Consider the following 14,409-nt stretch of genomic DNA (forward strand, 5'->3'; position numbering starts at 1 on the left):
ACTCCCTTTTCTTTTATTTTTATTGAAGGCGCAGGGCAGCGGCAGAAAGCCACTATTGGGCGCGCTATCTGTATAGCTTAAATCGGCGGGGAGTTTTGTAACTTAAGGTTAACGTGATCGGCGGCACGGATCAGAACCAGCCCCTGTAGGAGCTGGCCTGCCCCATGACAACCATCAGGGCAAAACGGTCCAGATGGCAAACCCGGCGTACCACAACACGGCCGCGCGCAGCAGCAGTTCCCACAAGCGATCCAGGCTGTTGATGCCATCGGCCCCCACCACCGGTGGAGGGATCTCCCCTGCCACCAGTCCAACCTTTTCCACCAGTTGCGCCGCACTGATATCCCAGTTCAGCAACTCATGCAGCATCACCCGGCTGACTGCGACAAAATTGCCCACCAAGGCAAAGCTCGCCGCCAGCAACCGCACCGGCAGCCAGTCGAACGCATGGCGCAATTGCCCGGCGCGCTCGACCACCAGCGGGTTCTGCCCCTGTTCACTGGCCAGCGCCAGCAAGCGATAGGCCAGGGCCACGACTGGGCCAAGGAGGAAGTACCAGAAAATCACCGCGAAAAAGCTCTGGTAGGCCTGCCACAGCAAATGGCCCTGGACCCGCTCCAGCAGTTGCTCGCCACTGTCGGCGCCAATCGCCAGGTCGCGCTCGGCAACATGCTCAGCCGCTTGCAGGTCACCCCGGCGCCAGGCATCGCGAAACGGCCCCAACTGGCCGAGCAGGTCACCGCGGCCCAGGCTGTAGATCACCACCAACAGGTGCACCGGCAGTGCCAACAAGCCATAGGCCACTGGTTCCAGGACCAGCAGCAACAACCCCAGCAACGCCACCGGCAGCAATACCAGCAACGCCAGGATCAGCCAGGGTTGTTTGCCCAACCGAGGGCTCGACTCGAGCCGGGCCAGTTCGCGCAACCAACGACCATCACGCTGTAACCGCGAACGCAAGGCCGAGAACTTCTCGATCCATACCGCCAGCACCAACACCAGGAAACTCATTGTGCATGTCCTCCATGCTGCAAGGCGCCACGAAAACGCGCCCAATCAAAAGCCGGTCCAGGATCGGTCTTGCGTCCTGGGGCGATGTCACTATGACCGCAAATACGCTGGAGCGTGATGCCCGGGTAAGCGGCCAGCAATTGGCGACTCAGTTCGATCAAGGCGTGGTACTGAGCGTCGGTAAAGGGCTGGTCGTCAGTCCCTTCAAGCTCGATCCCCAGGGAAAAGTCATTGCAGGTCTCGCGCCCCTCGAAACACGAGACACCAGCATGCCAGGCACGGTCCTGACAGGAGACAAATTGCGTCACCGCGCCGTCGCGCTCAATCAGAAAGTGTGCGGACACCCGTAAGTCAGCAATACCTGCAAAGTAGGGATGTTCGGTGACATCCAGGCGATTCTGGAAAAACTCCTGCACTTTGCCCGTGGCGAACTGGGCCGGTGGCAGGCTGATGTTGTGCACCACCAACAGGGAAATCTCGCCGCCTGGGCGCTCATTGAAGTTGGGCGAAGGGCAATGGGCGACGCCCTGGCACCAACCGCTGGTGGGGTCCAACTGCATACCGGTTCCTTGCGCAAGACTTAGGAGCGTTCAGTATGCCGTGATCCGCCGGGTGGTTGCGATCACTTGGCGCGATTGAGTTGCCGCAGACTGCCGATCACCGACGCCAACGCGCGGTCGAACAACAGCGCGTCATCCAGGGTGCGCACCCCGCCACGCTTGAACTCCAGGGCCAGCTCCGTGCAGGTTTTTTCCAGGACCTTGAGGCCTGTGCGATTGACAAATATATAGCTGTTGGCCGGCGCGATAATCGCCGTCAACTTGCAGCGCAGGGTGTTTTCCTCGTCTTCACGGAACTCCACCCAAGTGCCAATGCGCAATTGCCGGACCTTGAGCAGATCCGGATCATCCTCCGCCAGGCTGACGGTCTGCGCCGGTGCCACGGCACCTGGCTCCTCGCGCACTTCGACCAGCGCCATGCTGGCAAGTGTGTCTCCTTGGAACGCTTGGGTATGCAGCGCCTGCAACTGGATAAAAAACTCCCGGGTGACAAAGGAATCAAACGCCGCCTCGCTCAAGCCCTCCCGCAGGGCCTTGAGCAGCACAGGCAATTGTTCCAGCAAGCGACGGCCGGCCTCGGTGTCGTCACTCAGGCCGACACTCCAGATCAAGTCATCCATGGCCCGCAGCCGGGCCTGCCATTGCGGCGAGTGTTGGCCGTGCTTGAGGCATTCGAGCAACAAGACCTGGCTCCACGCCTGCTGCAGAAACTGCACCACAAAATGCGGCAAGACCTTGCCCAGCAAGCGCTGATTGACGGCATCGGCGACCCGCTTGCGCGCCTGTTCAGTACGGGCGCGCCCTTCTTCGGCGTCGCGGGTACGCTGCTCAAGCAGCTCGCTGCGGCGGCGCTCGTCCTGGGTATAAGCGGTGAACTCCTGCAGGAGCACAGAGAAAATCGCCGGGTCATCGACAAAGTCGCTCAACAGGCGTTGCACCACCTGCTCGATACGCAGATACAGGCTGTCACGCTGATAGTCATCACGCTTGCCCCAGCCCATGGCGGCGGTCCCGATTTCATTGAGCAAGCGCCGCGCCGGGTGGCTGGCACGGCTGAAAAAACTCTTGTCCAGCACCGCTACTTTCAGCATGGGAATCTGCAGGCGCGCAATCAAGGCCTTGAGGGAGTCGGGCAAGGTGCGGTCGTCGAGGATGAACTCAAACAACATGGCGATCAGGTTGATCACATCCTCATCGGCATCTTCCACTACCCGCGACTTACCGCTCTTGACGCTGACCCGGGTGAGCAGTTCTTCCAATTGGCGGCGCAGGTCAAAATCGTCTTCGAGCGCAGGCTCCGGCACATATTGCTGCAAATGGGACAGCAGGCGCAGCAGGTCGCGGGTGGAAATCGGCTGGGCCTGGGCGCTGGCCTCCAGGGTCGGGGCCACACTGCCACGCACTGTCAACAGCAGTTCTTGCAGGGCGGCAAAGACTTGTTGCTCGGCCTCGTCTGCCTGCGGGTCGGCAGCCGGGGCCACCTCCACCGGCGGGCTGGCCCTGCTGGCGCGCTCGCCGGGACGCCGTGAAGGCACGGCCTTGAGCTCGGGCAGCACGCCGGTGGCGACCAGCAACTGATTGGCCTCGCCGTACAGCAGGTCGGCATCGCTGAGTACATACTTTTCAAACAGTTTCAAAATGATCAGCTTGACCCGGATCTCCACCCCCAGGCTGCGCCCGGCCCGCAGGAAGTACTCGCAGAGCATCGCCGGGCCGAGAGGGTTTTCCCGATCATCCAGGCGCTTGCCCAACAACGCCCCCAGGCGGGCGGTCAGTTGCCCCAGGGCCAGGCCGTCACGGTGCATGACCTTGTCGAGCATGGCCTCCAGGGCTACGGCTTTTTCCAGGTCATCGGCGCACGCGCCGGGTGCCGCATCGTAGGAGACCGTCGGCAATAGCAGCTCGCCTTGCCCGGCCAGCCCCAGGTTGGCGAATGCGGCGAAGAGCTGCTCCATGAACACACGCTCGAAGTTCTTGCGCTTGAGGCGCAGGTCGCGCATGGCTTCAAAGAAAATATTGTGGTCGGCGTTGTTGCGGGCCTTGTCGGCCATTTCAAACAGGGTGTCATCGGCATTATCGAACAGTTCCTGCAACCCCCGGTCGAGTTGCTGGGTGGCCTTGTCACGCACCTGGAGCACGATCACAGGCAGGCGGGCCAGCGGCGACGGCATCGCTTGTGCGGCGATCTTGTTGATCGGCACCACCTTTGCGTCATTGTGCATGCTGGCCTCCTGGAACGACGGGATTCGGTTTTGTGAACGATTACCGCAACCGCCCATGGAATACCGGGGGTAGCGCGCGGTTATCGGTAGATCACCGAGACGTCAAAGCTATGACGCCAATTGCAAGGCGCGAGATTATCTTGCAAATAGCCCCTGTAGCGCCAGCAAACTCTGTAGGCGCTTTGTAATCAGGCAGGTTATGCCCGCATACCTTGGGTTCAGCGCTGTCATGCCCCTATAATCGAGGCACTTTGTATGTGGAGCCCGCTATGCCGAATCTACGCCTCGCCGACCTCACCGCCGAAATCGAAGCCAACGTGCGCCGCGCACTGCTGGAAGACATCGGCAGCGGCGATATCACCGCGCAATTGATCCCGGCCGAACGGCTGGCCAAGGCCACGATCATCACCCGTGATGCTGCTGTCATCAGTGGCACTGCCTGGGTCGATGCCGTGTTCCGCCAGTTAGACCCGCGGGTTGCCGTGCATTGGCAAGTGCGCGATGGTGAACGCGTCAGCCCCAATCAGGCGCTGTTCCACCTTGAAGGCCCTGCCCGCTCATTGCTGAGCGGTGAGCGCAGTGCGCTGAATTTCCTGCAACTGTTGTCTGGCGTGGCCACGCGTGCGCAGTACCTGGCGGACTTTGTCGCCACCACCCAGGTCATGCTACTGGACACCCGCAAGACCCTGCCCGGCCTGCGCCTGGCGCAGAAGTACGCGGTGACCTGCGGCGGTTGCCACAATCACCGCATCGGCCTGTATGACGCGTTCCTGATCAAGGAAAACCATATCGCCGCCTGCGGCGGCATTGCCCAGGCCATTACCGCCGCCCACAAGATCGCCCCGGGCAAGCCGGTGGAAGTCGAAGTGGAAAGCCTGGAAGAATTACGCGAAGCCCTGGCGGCAGGCGCCGATATCATCATGCTGGATGAGTTGAGCCTGGACGACATGCGCGAAGCCGTACGCTTGAACGGCGGCAAGGCCAAGCTGGAAGCCAGCGGCGGGATCAATGAAAGCACCTTGCTGCCCATTGCCGAAACCGGCGTGGACTACATCTCCATCGGGGCGATGACCAAGGATGTGAAGGCGGTGGATCTGTCGATGCGGCTCAGTCTCTGAAACCGTCATCGCCGCCAAGTCGACACCTACAGAAGCCGGCTTGGCGGCGATGACGCCCGAGAAACGTTTAAACCACCAGATCGTTCATCTCGCAGTACTCTTGCCACTCGACACCCAACACTTCGGCCGCCTCTTTATGCAGCGCCAGGCGCGCCGCTTCGAACTCCTCAGGCGTGGACGTGTACTTGAGAGTCAGCTCCCAAGGCTGGAAACCCTGGCTTTCGGCTTCGTCCTCGAATGCCCACTGGATCTGGTCACGCTGGTCATCAGCACTCAGGTCCTTGATCTCTTCCTTAAGCTGCGGCGACTCCTCGAGGTATTTCTTGAGGGCTTCTGCGTGCCGCACTTCCTGGCTCATTGCTGTCGTGGTCATGTCGTTCTCTTAGATCGAGGAATGGGGATGCATCTGGGTCATCAAGGTTGCGCAGATACAAAAGAACGGGCACGAATACCGGTTCGTCTGGCCTTCAGAACCATTCTGGGATCATCTGAAAACTGTGGTGCCTTTTTGCCCGAGACAGGAGTCGAACCTGCGACCTTCGCGTTACGAGTGCGCTGCTCTACCAACTGAGCTACACGGGCGGTGGGCTAAAGCTAGCACTGCATTGGGCGCCCGGCAACTTACCGGATGTGCGGCGCAATGACTCCCTGGACCCAGAAACGTGGCTGCAGATGGCTTTTGGCAACGTCGATATAGTGCTGGCTGCGCTCAGTGGCGCCTGGCAGGTCGCGGTACACGACAAATACCAGCAATACCACGGCGAGCACAGTCGACACCTGCCAGGCCCGACGCAATAGCGGCATCGGCTCGGCAACCGGCGTGCGCCACGGATGCAATGCCATCAGCCAGCCCACCACCAGCGCCAACCAGAGTTGTGAATAGGGCATCACAATCACCCCATCGACCATGGCCTGCACCGTCGCACCTATCAGCGCGGCGAACAGGCACAGGCGCAGCAGGTCTTGCTGTGCGCCTGTCGTCCCCTGCCGATGGATGACCATCAACGTGGCCCAGCCGCCACGCAGTGCCAGCAGCGACACGCACACGGCCGAGGGCACGCCCCACTCACTGGCCCACTGCAGGATTGCCTGGTGCGGGTGGGCGGCAATCGGGTTAGGGATATCGGCAAAGTGCATCGGCCCGAAGCCCAGCCATGGCCGCTCGCGGATCATGTCCCAGGCCTGCCACCAGATCACTTCACGACCCGAAAGGCTGGTGGTGAGCCGCTCATTGGAAAGACTGGCAATTTCCAGCCCCAGGTAGCGGGCCAGGACCGTGAACAACAATCCGTACAAAATCAGCCCGCCACACAGCGCAGCCACCTGCCAGATCAACCAGCGGCGCCCCCCAGCCCCCAGGAAAGCCAGGACGATGGCGGCAACGCCAACGCCCAGCCAGGTGCCACGGGTGCCGCCACTGATTGCAATCAACCACCAGGCACACAACAGGGCGAACACTCCCCCACGCACCCACCGCGAGGTACTCGCGAGCAGCAGCGGCAACGCCAGCAAAGGCAGGGTAAAGGTCTGGAACTGGCCGTAGAAGCGCTTGTTGGAGAACCCGCCAAGCAGCAGATCGGTGTCCAGGGTCGGTTCGCCGCTGGTAAACGCCAGCACGCCAGCGTACCCATATTGCAGGGCCTTGATCAGGCACAGCAGCAATACAAACAGGATCAGCGCCCGATCCAGCGTTTGATCGCCATCGCGCCGCAGCCGGGCAAAAGCAGCGGCAATCGCCCCGCAGGTGATCATCAATGCCCACTCTGTCATCGCCCAGAGTGGCTGGTGGGCCTTCAACGAAGATATCAGGCCCAGACCAAAAACCAGCGCCAGGCCGATAGCGGTGGGCTTGTCGACCAGCCGCCCACCTGGAGTCACCAGGCCATAGAGCAACGCACACCCACCCACACCGACCTGCATCACACGCTGCCAGTCATGGCCACTGAAGGACAGGGTGATGCCCAGCAGCAAAAGGCTCAGCGCCAGCACCAGGAACACGCGTCCTCGCTGTTGCACGGATAACGTCATGGGCAACCTTTACTTCCCTGTGGAGTGCCCGGAAGCCCGTCACGCCCGGCTCCCGTCACTGATTTAGGTGGCCGGCCTCAATTGCCAGCCGCACAACCTTTTGCAACATACTGCTCGTCAGCGGTAGCGGTGCACTTCCACCCCTCACTGGCAGTGCGCGCCAGGGTAATGAACTTGCCCTGGATCGGCGCAGGCGCATCGAGGATTTCGCAGGCAATCGAGCCAGTCCCCGCAGCCACATCACCCGCAACGGTGATCACGCAGTTGGCGGTCGGGCTGGTGCCACCGATCAGCGCCAGCGTGGGTGCGGTGCCTTGGTTGAAGGTGTCTTCGAAGCCGGCCTTCAACGCCGAGACTTCCGCCAACCCCGCCGTGAATTTAGCCTTGGCCTGGTGCTTGGTATACATGGGCAAGCCAATGGTGGCCAAGATGCCAATGATCGCCACGACGATCAACAACTCGATCAAAGTAAAGCCGTTCTGACGCATCACACTCACTCTCCAGAATAGAACCCCATCGCAAGGCACATCCTGCGCCCTGCCCTCGACAACCGCGCCAGTGTACTCATCCGCGCCGGGCCCGGCCCTCACAAGACGCACAATCTGACATTTTTCACCGGCCCAATAACCTGACGGACACAGAGGCCTGACTAAGCTGTAGATCGTCACCTGCCGATGGGCTGCAGCCGCCAATGAACGATGTCACCGTCCCCACCACCGCCCTCTACGCCTGGGAAGGCACGTTACCCAATGGCCGTAATGTATCCGGAGAAGCCCGTGGCCATAGCCCCGCAGTGATCAAGGCACAGTTGCGCCGGCAAGGTATCAACCCGGTACGGGTACAGCTACGCTCCAGCCTCCTTTCTGGCCTGGGCAACCCAATCACCCCAGCCGATATTGCACTGTTCACTCGCCAACTGGCGACTCTGCTGAAGGCGGGAATTCCCCTGCTGCAAGCCTTCGATATGATTGGCGAAGGCTTTGACAGCCGGGCCATGCGCATGATGGTCCAGGGATTGAAGCAGGAGATTGCCGGCGGCAACAGCCTGACCGGAGCGCTGCTGAAACAACCACAGTATTTTAATGCCCTATATTGCAGCCTGATCGCGGCAGGGGAACAGGCCGGCACCCTGGAAACCCTGCTGGAACGGGTAGCCACCCATCTGGAGAAGAGCCAACGCCTCAAGGCCCGGATCAAGAAGGCCATGACCTATCCGCTGGTGGTCCTGCTCGTGGCTACGCTAGTCAGCAGCATTTTGCTGATCCATGTCGTGCCCCGGTTCGAAAGCCTGTTCGCCGGTATCGACACACCTCTGCCGCGCTTTACCCTGCTGGTGATCGTGCTGTCCGAATTCATGCAAGGCGCGTGGTGGATGCTGTTGCTGGCCGTGACCGCAATTGCCTGGGGAGTACGCCGCAGCTACCGCCGATACAGCGGTTTTCGCCTCTGGCTGGACGCAGGTTTGTTGAAACTGCCGCTGGCAGGCACACTGCTGAAAAAAACCGCAGTCGCCCGCTACGCCCGCACACTCGCCACCACTTTTGCCGCCGGCGTGCCGCTGACACAAGCGTTGGATTCGGTGGCCGGAGCCGCCGGCAACGAGCGATTCAAACGAGCGATCACACGTATGCGCCAGGACGTGGCAATAGGAATGCAATTGAATCGAACCATGACCGCCAGCGGCCTGTTCCCTGGCATGGCGATCCAGATGACAGCCATAGGCGAAGAATCGGGCGCGCTGGACAGCATGCTGGAGAAGGTCGCCGATCATTATGAAACAGACGTCGACAACCTGGTCGATAACCTGACCAGCCTGATGGAGCCGCTGATCATGGTCGTACTCGGCAGCATTGTCGGGGCACTGGTAATTGCCATGTACCTGCCGATCTTCCAACTCGGCACGGCGTTTTGAACATGACCCTGGACCAACTCCTGACCCTACACCCCTGGCTGTTTGTCTGGACCGCCCTGCTGCTGGGGCTGATCGTTGGCAGCTTCCTCAACGTACTCGTCTGGCGCCTGCCAAAAATGCTCGAACGGGACTGGCGCGCCCAGGCCCACGAAATACTCGGCCTGCCCCCGGAACCCTGTGGCCCGGCCTATAACCTGTTGCAGCCCAACTCCTGCTGCCCGCACTGCTCCCAACCGATTCGCCCGTGGGAAAACATCCCGGTGTTCAGTTATCTGCTGCTCAGGGCGCGCTGTGCGCGCTGTCACGGCTCCATCAGCCCGCGCTACCCGCTAACCGAACTGGCCTGCGGGCTGCTCTCGGCATTTATTGCCTGGCACTACGGCTTTGGTTGGCCGGCCGCTGGAGTCCTGTTCTTGAGCTGGGGCTTGCTGGCCATGAGCCTGATCGATGCCGACCACCAACTGCTGCCGGATGTGCTGGTGCTGCCACTGTTGTGGCTGGGGCTGATCCTCAACTACTTCGAGCTGTACGTAGCCTTGCCCGATGCCCTGTTGGGCGCAGTTGCCGGCTACCTGAGCCTGTGGTCGGTGTTTTGGCTGTTCAAGCTGTGCACCGGCAAGGACGGCATGGGCTATGGCGACTTCAAGCTGCTGGCCCTGCTCGGCGCCTGGGGCGGCTGGCAGATCCTGCCGCTGACACTGTTGCTGGCATCGCTGGTGGGTGCGGTGGCAGGGGTGATTCTGTTGCGCATGCGTAACGCGCAAACGTCGGTGCCCCTGCCTTTTGGCCCCTATCTGGCGATTGCCGGCTGGATTGCATTGCTCTGGGGTGGTCAAATAACCGACTTCTATTTGCAGTCTGTCGGTTTCAAATGACCACTTCTGTCGCAACACCCTGGATTCTTGGCCTGACGGGCGGCATCGGCAGCGGCAAAAGCGCTGCGGCCCAGCACTTTATTGACCTTGGTGTGGACCTGATCGACGCCGACCATGCCTCCCGTTGGGTGGTAGAGCCCGGCCGCCCAGCGCTGGCAAAGATTGCCGAGCACTTCGGCGGTGCGACCCTGTTGCCCGATGGCCAGTTGGATCGCGCCGCCTTGCGCAAGCGCATTTTCGAGGCACCGCAAGAACGCCTGTGGCTGGAGTCCCTGCTGCACCCGCTGATTGCCGACGAAATCCGCAACCATCTGGCCCGCGCTCGCTCGCCCTACGCGATCCTGGTGTCGCCGTTGTTGATCGAGTCGGGCCAATACACCATGACCCAGCGCATCCTGGTGATCGATGTGCCGCAATCAACGCAGATTCAGCGTACCCTGCTGCGCGATGGCATCAGCGAAGAACAGGTGCAAGCGATTCTCAAGGCCCAGGCCTCCCGGGAAGACCGCCTGCGCCATGCCGACGATGTACTGGTCAATGACCAGGACCTGGCCTGGCTACAGGCCGAGGTCGAGCGACTGCACCACTTTTACCTTACTTTGCGTGGAGGCCGAACATGAGCCAACCCTTGACCGTCGAATGCCCAACCTGCGGCGCGCCCGTGGAATGGAAAGCGAGCAACCTCAACCGGCCATTCTGCTCGGATCGCTGCAAACTGATCGACCTGGGTGCCTGGGCCGCAGAAGAACACAAGATCCCGGTGAGCCCGGACGCCGAAGACGAACTGTTCTCCGAAACCCTGCCACCACGCGCCCACTAAGGTCGCATAAAGCCGTAGTCCTGCTGGTCGTCGAGGTTTTCCGCGAGAAATTGCAACTCGTCGGCCAGGTCTTCGGTACTGCGCACGCCCTTGCTCTGCTGCACCACCGCACTGAGCAAGGCACGCAGGCTCAAGCCCGGGTCAAAGCCGATTTCCTGTGCCGCCTCCTGGCTTCTGCACAACTCCTGCCGTGCCCACTCGTAAACACTCATAATCGTGCTCCTGGAAGTTTCGCAGAGCATGCGGCCACTTTTGCGTCCGGCCGTTGATTTGGATCAAGGGCGTGAATTGTCGTCTTTCCAGGGCGCCGAGAGGTAACGCGTACGGTTGAACGTCTCAAGCCACTCCGGGCAAAACACCACCAGGGCACTGATCACCATCCCGTTGATGAAGGCTTCGGGAAAGATGATCAGCCACAGGTAACCGATAAAGTCCTCGATCCACTCGGGCATGGCGAAGCGACCGTCCAGCCATAGCAGGCCCAGGCCGCCCAACAGGCACAACAGCGCCGAAAGCGCAGCGGCAAAAAAACCGGAACAGAAGATATACACGAAGGGGTTACGCGGCTGCGCCCGCTCCACCAGCAACGCACACAGCTCGGTCACCAGTACCGGCAGGAGGATCAGCAGCGCGCCGTTGACCCCAACCGCCGCCAAGTCCTGGCGACCGAGCAGCACCAGGCCCAGTTGCGCCGTCAGCCCGCCAACAATTGCCAAGGGCCAGTCGAGCAGCAGGGTCACCGCGGTCATGCCGATAAAGTGGTAGGACACCCCGGTATCGAAGTCCCGACGCACCAGCCACAGCATGAACAGCGCGAACACCGTACCAAACAACAGGTGCTGGCGCCGCCGATCGGCAAACAGCTCGACCCAGGACGAGCGCAGGATCGCCCATACAATCACCGGCGCATACAGCAGCCAGCCCAGCCACAGGGTTTGCGGCGCCAGCACGGTGGCACTGATCACGGCCGTACCTGCTCCAGGGCCTGGCGCAGTTCGGCGGCAGTCGCATATTCATGGCGCGCGACCAGCTTGCCGTCCTCCAGTTGCAGCCACAGCACTTTATCCACAGGCGCTGGATAACGCACAGCGATCCGCGCATCACGGTCGAGCATCACCCGGTAGTTATAAGCCTGCATCGCCGGAACCGCGAAGAGCTTGGCAATGAGTCTCGGCATGCGCTGGATATCGGCGACAAACACCACGTGGCGCGCCTCCAGATACCCCTTGGGCTGGCCCTGCAATGCTGCATCTACCCGCTTGGCCGCGTCCATGCTGCGTGCCACCAGTAGAACCTGCGCCTGGTTATCCAGGGTATAGGCCTGGTCGAATTGATCGAGCAGGGTCCAGGGCGCCAGCCTCTCCCCCAGTTCAACCGCTTGTGCCCACAGGGGCAGAAAGCTCAGAAACACCGCAAGCAAAAGCCTCACCGCAAACTCCTTGTGCAAAACCGTCAACCGAACCGCCAGTCTACACCGAGCCTTTTCACACGGGACTTCCTGCGGTCATCATTTGAACGCTAAGCTGGAACTATGGATGACTCAGATTATTTGCGCCTGCTCACCATAGCGGCCGAACAAGCCAATGCGTTCCTGTCCAATGCCCGCAAATGGGAGCGTGAGCGTTGGGTCTGCCAGCGCCTGCTGCAAGGCCTGAATGTGCCCTACCGCGCCGAAGAGTTTCATGCCGCCGGTCAAGAACCGCCGGATGTGCTGTTTCGCGATGCCAGTTTCGAGGTGTTTTTTGTCCTCGACGAAGGCCGGCGCCTGAATGACGAATGGCGCGACGAACTGTTGCGCCGGCGCAGCGCTTTTTCCCTGAGCCAACTGGTAAGGCGTGAAGCCAAACCCAGGCGCATTCCCGCCCAAGAATTCCTGCTGCGCCTGGCTCCGACCCTACGCAAGAAAGCCCACAACTATAAAGAGCGCGGCATGGACCTGGGGGAGCTGGATATCATCGCCTTCGCTAGCCTCAAACGCGAAGTGCTGGACCTCAACAGCCATTTCCCACCGCCCACCGAATACCTGCGCCAAGGTTGGCGCTCTCTGTCATTGGTCGGTCCGACCTTTGCCCGTGTGCTGTTCGCCCATCCGGACGCACCGGATTTCTTGCGCAACAACCTGGGGCGCAGCATAGTGTTCGACGTGGGTATCAGCCTGTAACGTGATGCCCTTTTGCAACGTCTACCTGACGAGGCCTTTATGACCAGCCGCCTGAACCCAGACGACCAACAACATGTCGAAGAGTACCTGCAACTGTCCCAACACCAGGTTGAGCGCAAGCCTTTTCGGCCGTGGTTGCTCCTTGGAGTGGTGCTGGTTGTGGTGATTGGCCTGGGCCTTCTGAGCCGCCTTTTGAGTTATCTGACGCTATGAGCTGCCTGGCGCTCGCTCGGGTAACTGCACCGATTTCTTTTAGCCTTGCGAGATATCCCCATGACCCATCGTATTATTATCGTCGGCGGCGGCGCCGGCGGCCTGGAGTTGGCTACCCGCCTGGGTAAGACCCTGGGCAAGCGCGGTGTCGCCAGCGTCACGCTGGTCGACGCCAACCTGACCCATATCTGGAAGCCCCTGCTGCACGAGGTGGCCGCCGGGTCGCTGAACTCTTCTGACGACGAACTCAACTATGTTGCCCAGGCAAAATGGAACCACTTCGAGTTCCAGCTGGGGCGCATGAGCGGGCTTGATCGTGAACAGAAGAAAATCCAGCTGGCCGCGACCCTGGATGAGGAAGGTCGGGAACTGGTGCCTGCGCGCGTGTTGAGCTATGACACTCTGGTCATTGCCGTCGGCAGCACCACCAATGACTTCGGCACCGAAGGCGCGGCGCAGCACTGCCTGTTTCTTGACACACGCAAACAGGCGGAGCGCTTCCACCAGCAATTGCTCAACCACTACCTGCGCGCCCATGCCGGGCAAAGCGATGTGGTGGAACAGATCAGCGTGGCAATCGTTGGCGCTGGAGCTACTGGTGTCGAACTGGCCGCCGAGCTGCACAACGCGGCCCACGAACTGGCGGCCTATGGCCTGGACCGGATCAAGCCGGAGAACATGCACATCACCCTGATCGAAGCCGGGCCACGGGTACTGCCTGCCCTGCCAGAGCGGATCAGCGGGCCTGTGCATAAAACCCTGGAAAAGCTAGGGGTGACGGTCATGACCAACTCAGCCGTGAGCGAAGTCACTGCCGACAGCCTGATTACCAGCAGTGGCCAGGTGATTCCCGCCAGCCTCAAGGTGTGGGCCGCCGGGATTCGCGCGCCAGGTTTCCTCAAGGACATCGACGGCCTGGAGACCAACCGCATCAACCAACTGCAGGTGCTGCCAACGCTGCAGACCACCCGTGACGAGAATATCTTCTCCTTTGGCGACTGTGCAGCCTGCCCGCAGCCGGGCACGGATCGCAACGTTCCACCACGGGCACAAGCGGCGCATCAGCAGGCATCGCTACTGGCCAAATCCCTGAAACTGCGCATCGAAGGCAAGGCGCTGCCCAACTACAAGTACACCGACTACGGTTCACTGATCTCGCTGTCGCGTTTTTCGGCCGTGGGTAACTTGATGGGCAACCTGACCGGCAGCGTGATGCTCGAAGGCTGGCTGGCGCGGATGTTCTATGTGTCGCTGTACCGCATGCACCAGATGGCTTTGTACGGGTTCTTCCGCACGATGATGTTGATGCTGGGCAGCAAGATTGGGCGGGGCACCGAGCCACGCCTCAAGCTCCACTAACAACACGGTCCCGAATGGGGCTGGATCAATGTGGGAGATGGCTTGCCCCTCCCACATTTGATCGGCGGTACCTTCAGGTTTGCGCAGGCAAAAAAAATCCCCGTATCGTTCGATACGAGGACTTTTAATA

Annotated in this window: 17 protein-coding genes and 1 tRNA gene; 8 read left to right on the forward strand and 10 right to left on the reverse strand. The window is 60.9% G+C overall.

The features are described from left to right. Positions 1-174: 174 nt before the first annotated feature. From ampE to HZ99_RS12485, 3 genes are all read right to left on the reverse strand, one after another. Positions 175-1,011 carry a regulatory signaling modulator protein AmpE gene (gene ampE / locus HZ99_RS12475; RefSeq protein ID WP_038443427.1) on the reverse strand — a complete coding sequence of 279 codons (837 nt, stop codon included), beginning with the start codon at positions 1,009-1,011 and terminating at the stop codon, positions 175-177. Continuing rightward, positions 1,008-1,571, reverse strand: coding sequence for a 1,6-anhydro-N-acetylmuramyl-L-alanine amidase AmpD (gene ampD / locus HZ99_RS12480; RefSeq protein ID WP_038443429.1), 564 nt, complete (start codon positions 1,569-1,571; stop codon positions 1,008-1,010). Before ampD ends, ampE begins: the two co-directional genes overlap by 4 nt. A gap of 62 nt (positions 1,572-1,633) precedes the next feature. Next, the gene (locus tag HZ99_RS12485) at positions 1,634-3,793 is read right to left on the reverse strand and encodes a DUF1631 domain-containing protein (RefSeq protein ID WP_038443430.1); all 2,160 of its coding nucleotides are present in this window, start codon (positions 3,791-3,793) and stop codon (positions 1,634-1,636) included. 269 nt (positions 3,794-4,062) lie between these two features. On the opposite strand from HZ99_RS12485, the gene nadC reads away from it, so the two are divergent. Then, a complete protein-coding gene (gene nadC, locus HZ99_RS12490; protein ID WP_038443431.1) occupies positions 4,063-4,911 on the forward strand; it encodes a carboxylating nicotinate-nucleotide diphosphorylase in 849 nt (282 codons plus the stop codon). 67 nt (positions 4,912-4,978) lie between these two features. Here the strand turns inward: nadC and HZ99_RS12495 are convergent, their stop codons facing one another. From HZ99_RS12495 to HZ99_RS12510, 4 genes are all read right to left on the reverse strand, one after another. Next, positions 4,979-5,284: a DUF6388 family protein gene (locus HZ99_RS12495; RefSeq protein WP_038443433.1), complete on the reverse strand. Its 306-nt coding sequence runs from the start codon at positions 5,282-5,284 to the stop codon at positions 4,979-4,981. Between the two features lie 136 nt (positions 5,285-5,420). Beyond that, positions 5,421-5,493: transfer RNA gene (locus HZ99_RS12500), tRNA-Thr, on the reverse strand. 39 nt (positions 5,494-5,532) lie between these two features. Further along, on the reverse strand, positions 5,533-6,939 hold the full coding sequence (locus tag HZ99_RS12505; RefSeq protein ID WP_038443434.1) for an O-antigen ligase family protein: 1,407 nt from the start codon (positions 6,937-6,939) through the stop codon (positions 5,533-5,535). 77 nt (positions 6,940-7,016) lie between these two features. After that, complete coding sequence (locus tag HZ99_RS12510) at positions 7,017-7,427, reverse strand: pilin (protein WP_038443435.1); 411 nt, start codon at positions 7,425-7,427, stop codon at positions 7,017-7,019. 203 nt (positions 7,428-7,630) lie between these two features. Between HZ99_RS12510 and HZ99_RS12515 the strand changes: the two genes are divergently transcribed. From HZ99_RS12515 to yacG, 4 genes are read left to right on the forward strand one after another with little or no spacing between them, the layout of a single operon-like run. After that, the gene (locus HZ99_RS12515) at positions 7,631-8,851 is read left to right on the forward strand and encodes a type II secretion system F family protein (protein ID WP_038443437.1); all 1,221 of its coding nucleotides are present in this window, start codon (positions 7,631-7,633) and stop codon (positions 8,849-8,851) included. A gap of 2 nt (positions 8,852-8,853) precedes the next feature. After that, a complete protein-coding gene (locus HZ99_RS12520) occupies positions 8,854-9,726 on the forward strand; it encodes a prepilin peptidase (RefSeq protein ID WP_038443439.1) in 873 nt (290 codons plus the stop codon). After that, the gene (gene coaE, locus HZ99_RS12525; RefSeq protein ID WP_038443440.1) at positions 9,723-10,346 is read left to right on the forward strand and encodes a dephospho-CoA kinase; all 624 of its coding nucleotides are present in this window, start codon (positions 9,723-9,725) and stop codon (positions 10,344-10,346) included. Before HZ99_RS12520 ends, coaE begins: the two co-directional genes overlap by 4 nt. After that, positions 10,343-10,546 (forward strand): DNA gyrase inhibitor YacG, encoded by a 204-nt coding sequence (gene yacG / locus HZ99_RS12530; RefSeq protein WP_038443442.1) that lies wholly within the window; start codon positions 10,343-10,345, stop codon positions 10,544-10,546. The genes coaE and yacG overlap by 4 nt, the downstream gene beginning before the upstream one ends. On the opposite strand, the gene HZ99_RS12535 is transcribed toward yacG, so the two are convergent. The 3 genes from HZ99_RS12535 to HZ99_RS12545 form a co-directional block, all read right to left on the reverse strand. Continuing rightward, positions 10,543-10,758 (reverse strand): hypothetical protein, encoded by a 216-nt coding sequence (locus HZ99_RS12535; protein ID WP_038443443.1) that lies wholly within the window; start codon positions 10,756-10,758, stop codon positions 10,543-10,545. The genes yacG and HZ99_RS12535 overlap by 4 nt on opposite strands. A 63-nt stretch (positions 10,759-10,821) precedes the next feature. Next, a complete protein-coding gene (locus HZ99_RS12540) occupies positions 10,822-11,511 on the reverse strand; it encodes an energy-coupling factor ABC transporter permease (protein WP_038443445.1) in 690 nt (229 codons plus the stop codon). Next, positions 11,508-11,975 carry a hypothetical protein gene (locus HZ99_RS12545; protein WP_038443446.1) on the reverse strand — a complete coding sequence of 156 codons (468 nt, stop codon included), beginning with the start codon at positions 11,973-11,975 and terminating at the stop codon, positions 11,508-11,510. Before HZ99_RS12545 ends, HZ99_RS12540 begins: the two co-directional genes overlap by 4 nt. Before the next feature lie 102 nt (positions 11,976-12,077). Here HZ99_RS12545 and HZ99_RS12550 point away from each other — a divergent pair, with 102 nt between their 5' ends. The 3 genes from HZ99_RS12550 to HZ99_RS12560 are packed head-to-tail and all read left to right on the forward strand — an operon-like array spanning position 12,078 to position 14,279. After that, entirely contained in the window at positions 12,078-12,707 is a 630-nt protein-coding gene (locus HZ99_RS12550) for a DUF1780 domain-containing protein (RefSeq protein ID WP_038443448.1), read from the forward strand. Positions 12,708-12,746: 39 nt separating this feature from the next. Further along, positions 12,747-12,920, forward strand: a complete 174-nt coding sequence (locus tag HZ99_RS12555) for a DUF3094 family protein (RefSeq protein ID WP_038443450.1) — start codon at positions 12,747-12,749, stop codon at positions 12,918-12,920. Positions 12,921-12,980: 60 nt separating this feature from the next. Then, positions 12,981-14,279, forward strand: a complete 1,299-nt coding sequence (locus HZ99_RS12560; protein ID WP_038443451.1) for an NAD(P)/FAD-dependent oxidoreductase — start codon at positions 12,981-12,983, stop codon at positions 14,277-14,279. The last annotated feature ends 130 nt before the right edge of the window (positions 14,280-14,409 follow it).

This window comes from Pseudomonas fluorescens, assembly GCF_000730425.1.
Classification (GTDB): Bacteria; Pseudomonadota; Gammaproteobacteria; order Pseudomonadales; family Pseudomonadaceae; genus Aquipseudomonas; species Aquipseudomonas fluorescens_X.

Excerpts from the sequence above, each read along its gene's own strand:
- ampE (WP_038443427.1), bottom strand. The coding sequence starts at position 1,011 with ATGAGTTTCCTGGTGTTGGTGCTGGCGGTATGGATCGAGAAGTTCTCG.
- ampD (WP_038443429.1), bottom strand. The coding sequence starts at position 1,571 with ATGCAGTTGGACCCCACCAGCGGTTGGTGCCAGGGCGTCGCCCATTGC.
- HZ99_RS12485 (WP_038443430.1), bottom strand. The coding sequence starts at position 3,793 with ATGCACAATGACGCAAAGGTGGTGCCGATCAACAAGATCGCCGCACAA.
- nadC (WP_038443431.1), top strand. The coding sequence starts at position 4,063 with ATGCCGAATCTACGCCTCGCCGACCTCACCGCCGAAATCGAAGCCAAC.
- HZ99_RS12495 (WP_038443433.1), bottom strand. The coding sequence starts at position 5,284 with ATGACCACGACAGCAATGAGCCAGGAAGTGCGGCACGCAGAAGCCCTC.
- HZ99_RS12505 (WP_038443434.1), bottom strand. The coding sequence starts at position 6,939 with ATGACGTTATCCGTGCAACAGCGAGGACGCGTGTTCCTGGTGCTGGCG.
- HZ99_RS12510 (WP_038443435.1), bottom strand. The coding sequence starts at position 7,427 with ATGCGTCAGAACGGCTTTACTTTGATCGAGTTGTTGATCGTCGTGGCG.
- HZ99_RS12515 (WP_038443437.1), top strand. The coding sequence starts at position 7,631 with ATGAACGATGTCACCGTCCCCACCACCGCCCTCTACGCCTGGGAAGGC.
- HZ99_RS12520 (WP_038443439.1), top strand. The coding sequence starts at position 8,854 with ATGACCCTGGACCAACTCCTGACCCTACACCCCTGGCTGTTTGTCTGG.
- coaE (WP_038443440.1), top strand. The coding sequence starts at position 9,723 with ATGACCACTTCTGTCGCAACACCCTGGATTCTTGGCCTGACGGGCGGC.
- yacG (WP_038443442.1), top strand. The coding sequence starts at position 10,343 with ATGAGCCAACCCTTGACCGTCGAATGCCCAACCTGCGGCGCGCCCGTG.
- HZ99_RS12535 (WP_038443443.1), bottom strand. The coding sequence starts at position 10,758 with ATGAGTGTTTACGAGTGGGCACGGCAGGAGTTGTGCAGAAGCCAGGAG.
- HZ99_RS12550 (WP_038443448.1), top strand. The coding sequence starts at position 12,078 with ATGGATGACTCAGATTATTTGCGCCTGCTCACCATAGCGGCCGAACAA.
- HZ99_RS12555 (WP_038443450.1), top strand. The coding sequence starts at position 12,747 with ATGACCAGCCGCCTGAACCCAGACGACCAACAACATGTCGAAGAGTAC.
- HZ99_RS12560 (WP_038443451.1), top strand. The coding sequence starts at position 12,981 with ATGACCCATCGTATTATTATCGTCGGCGGCGGCGCCGGCGGCCTGGAG.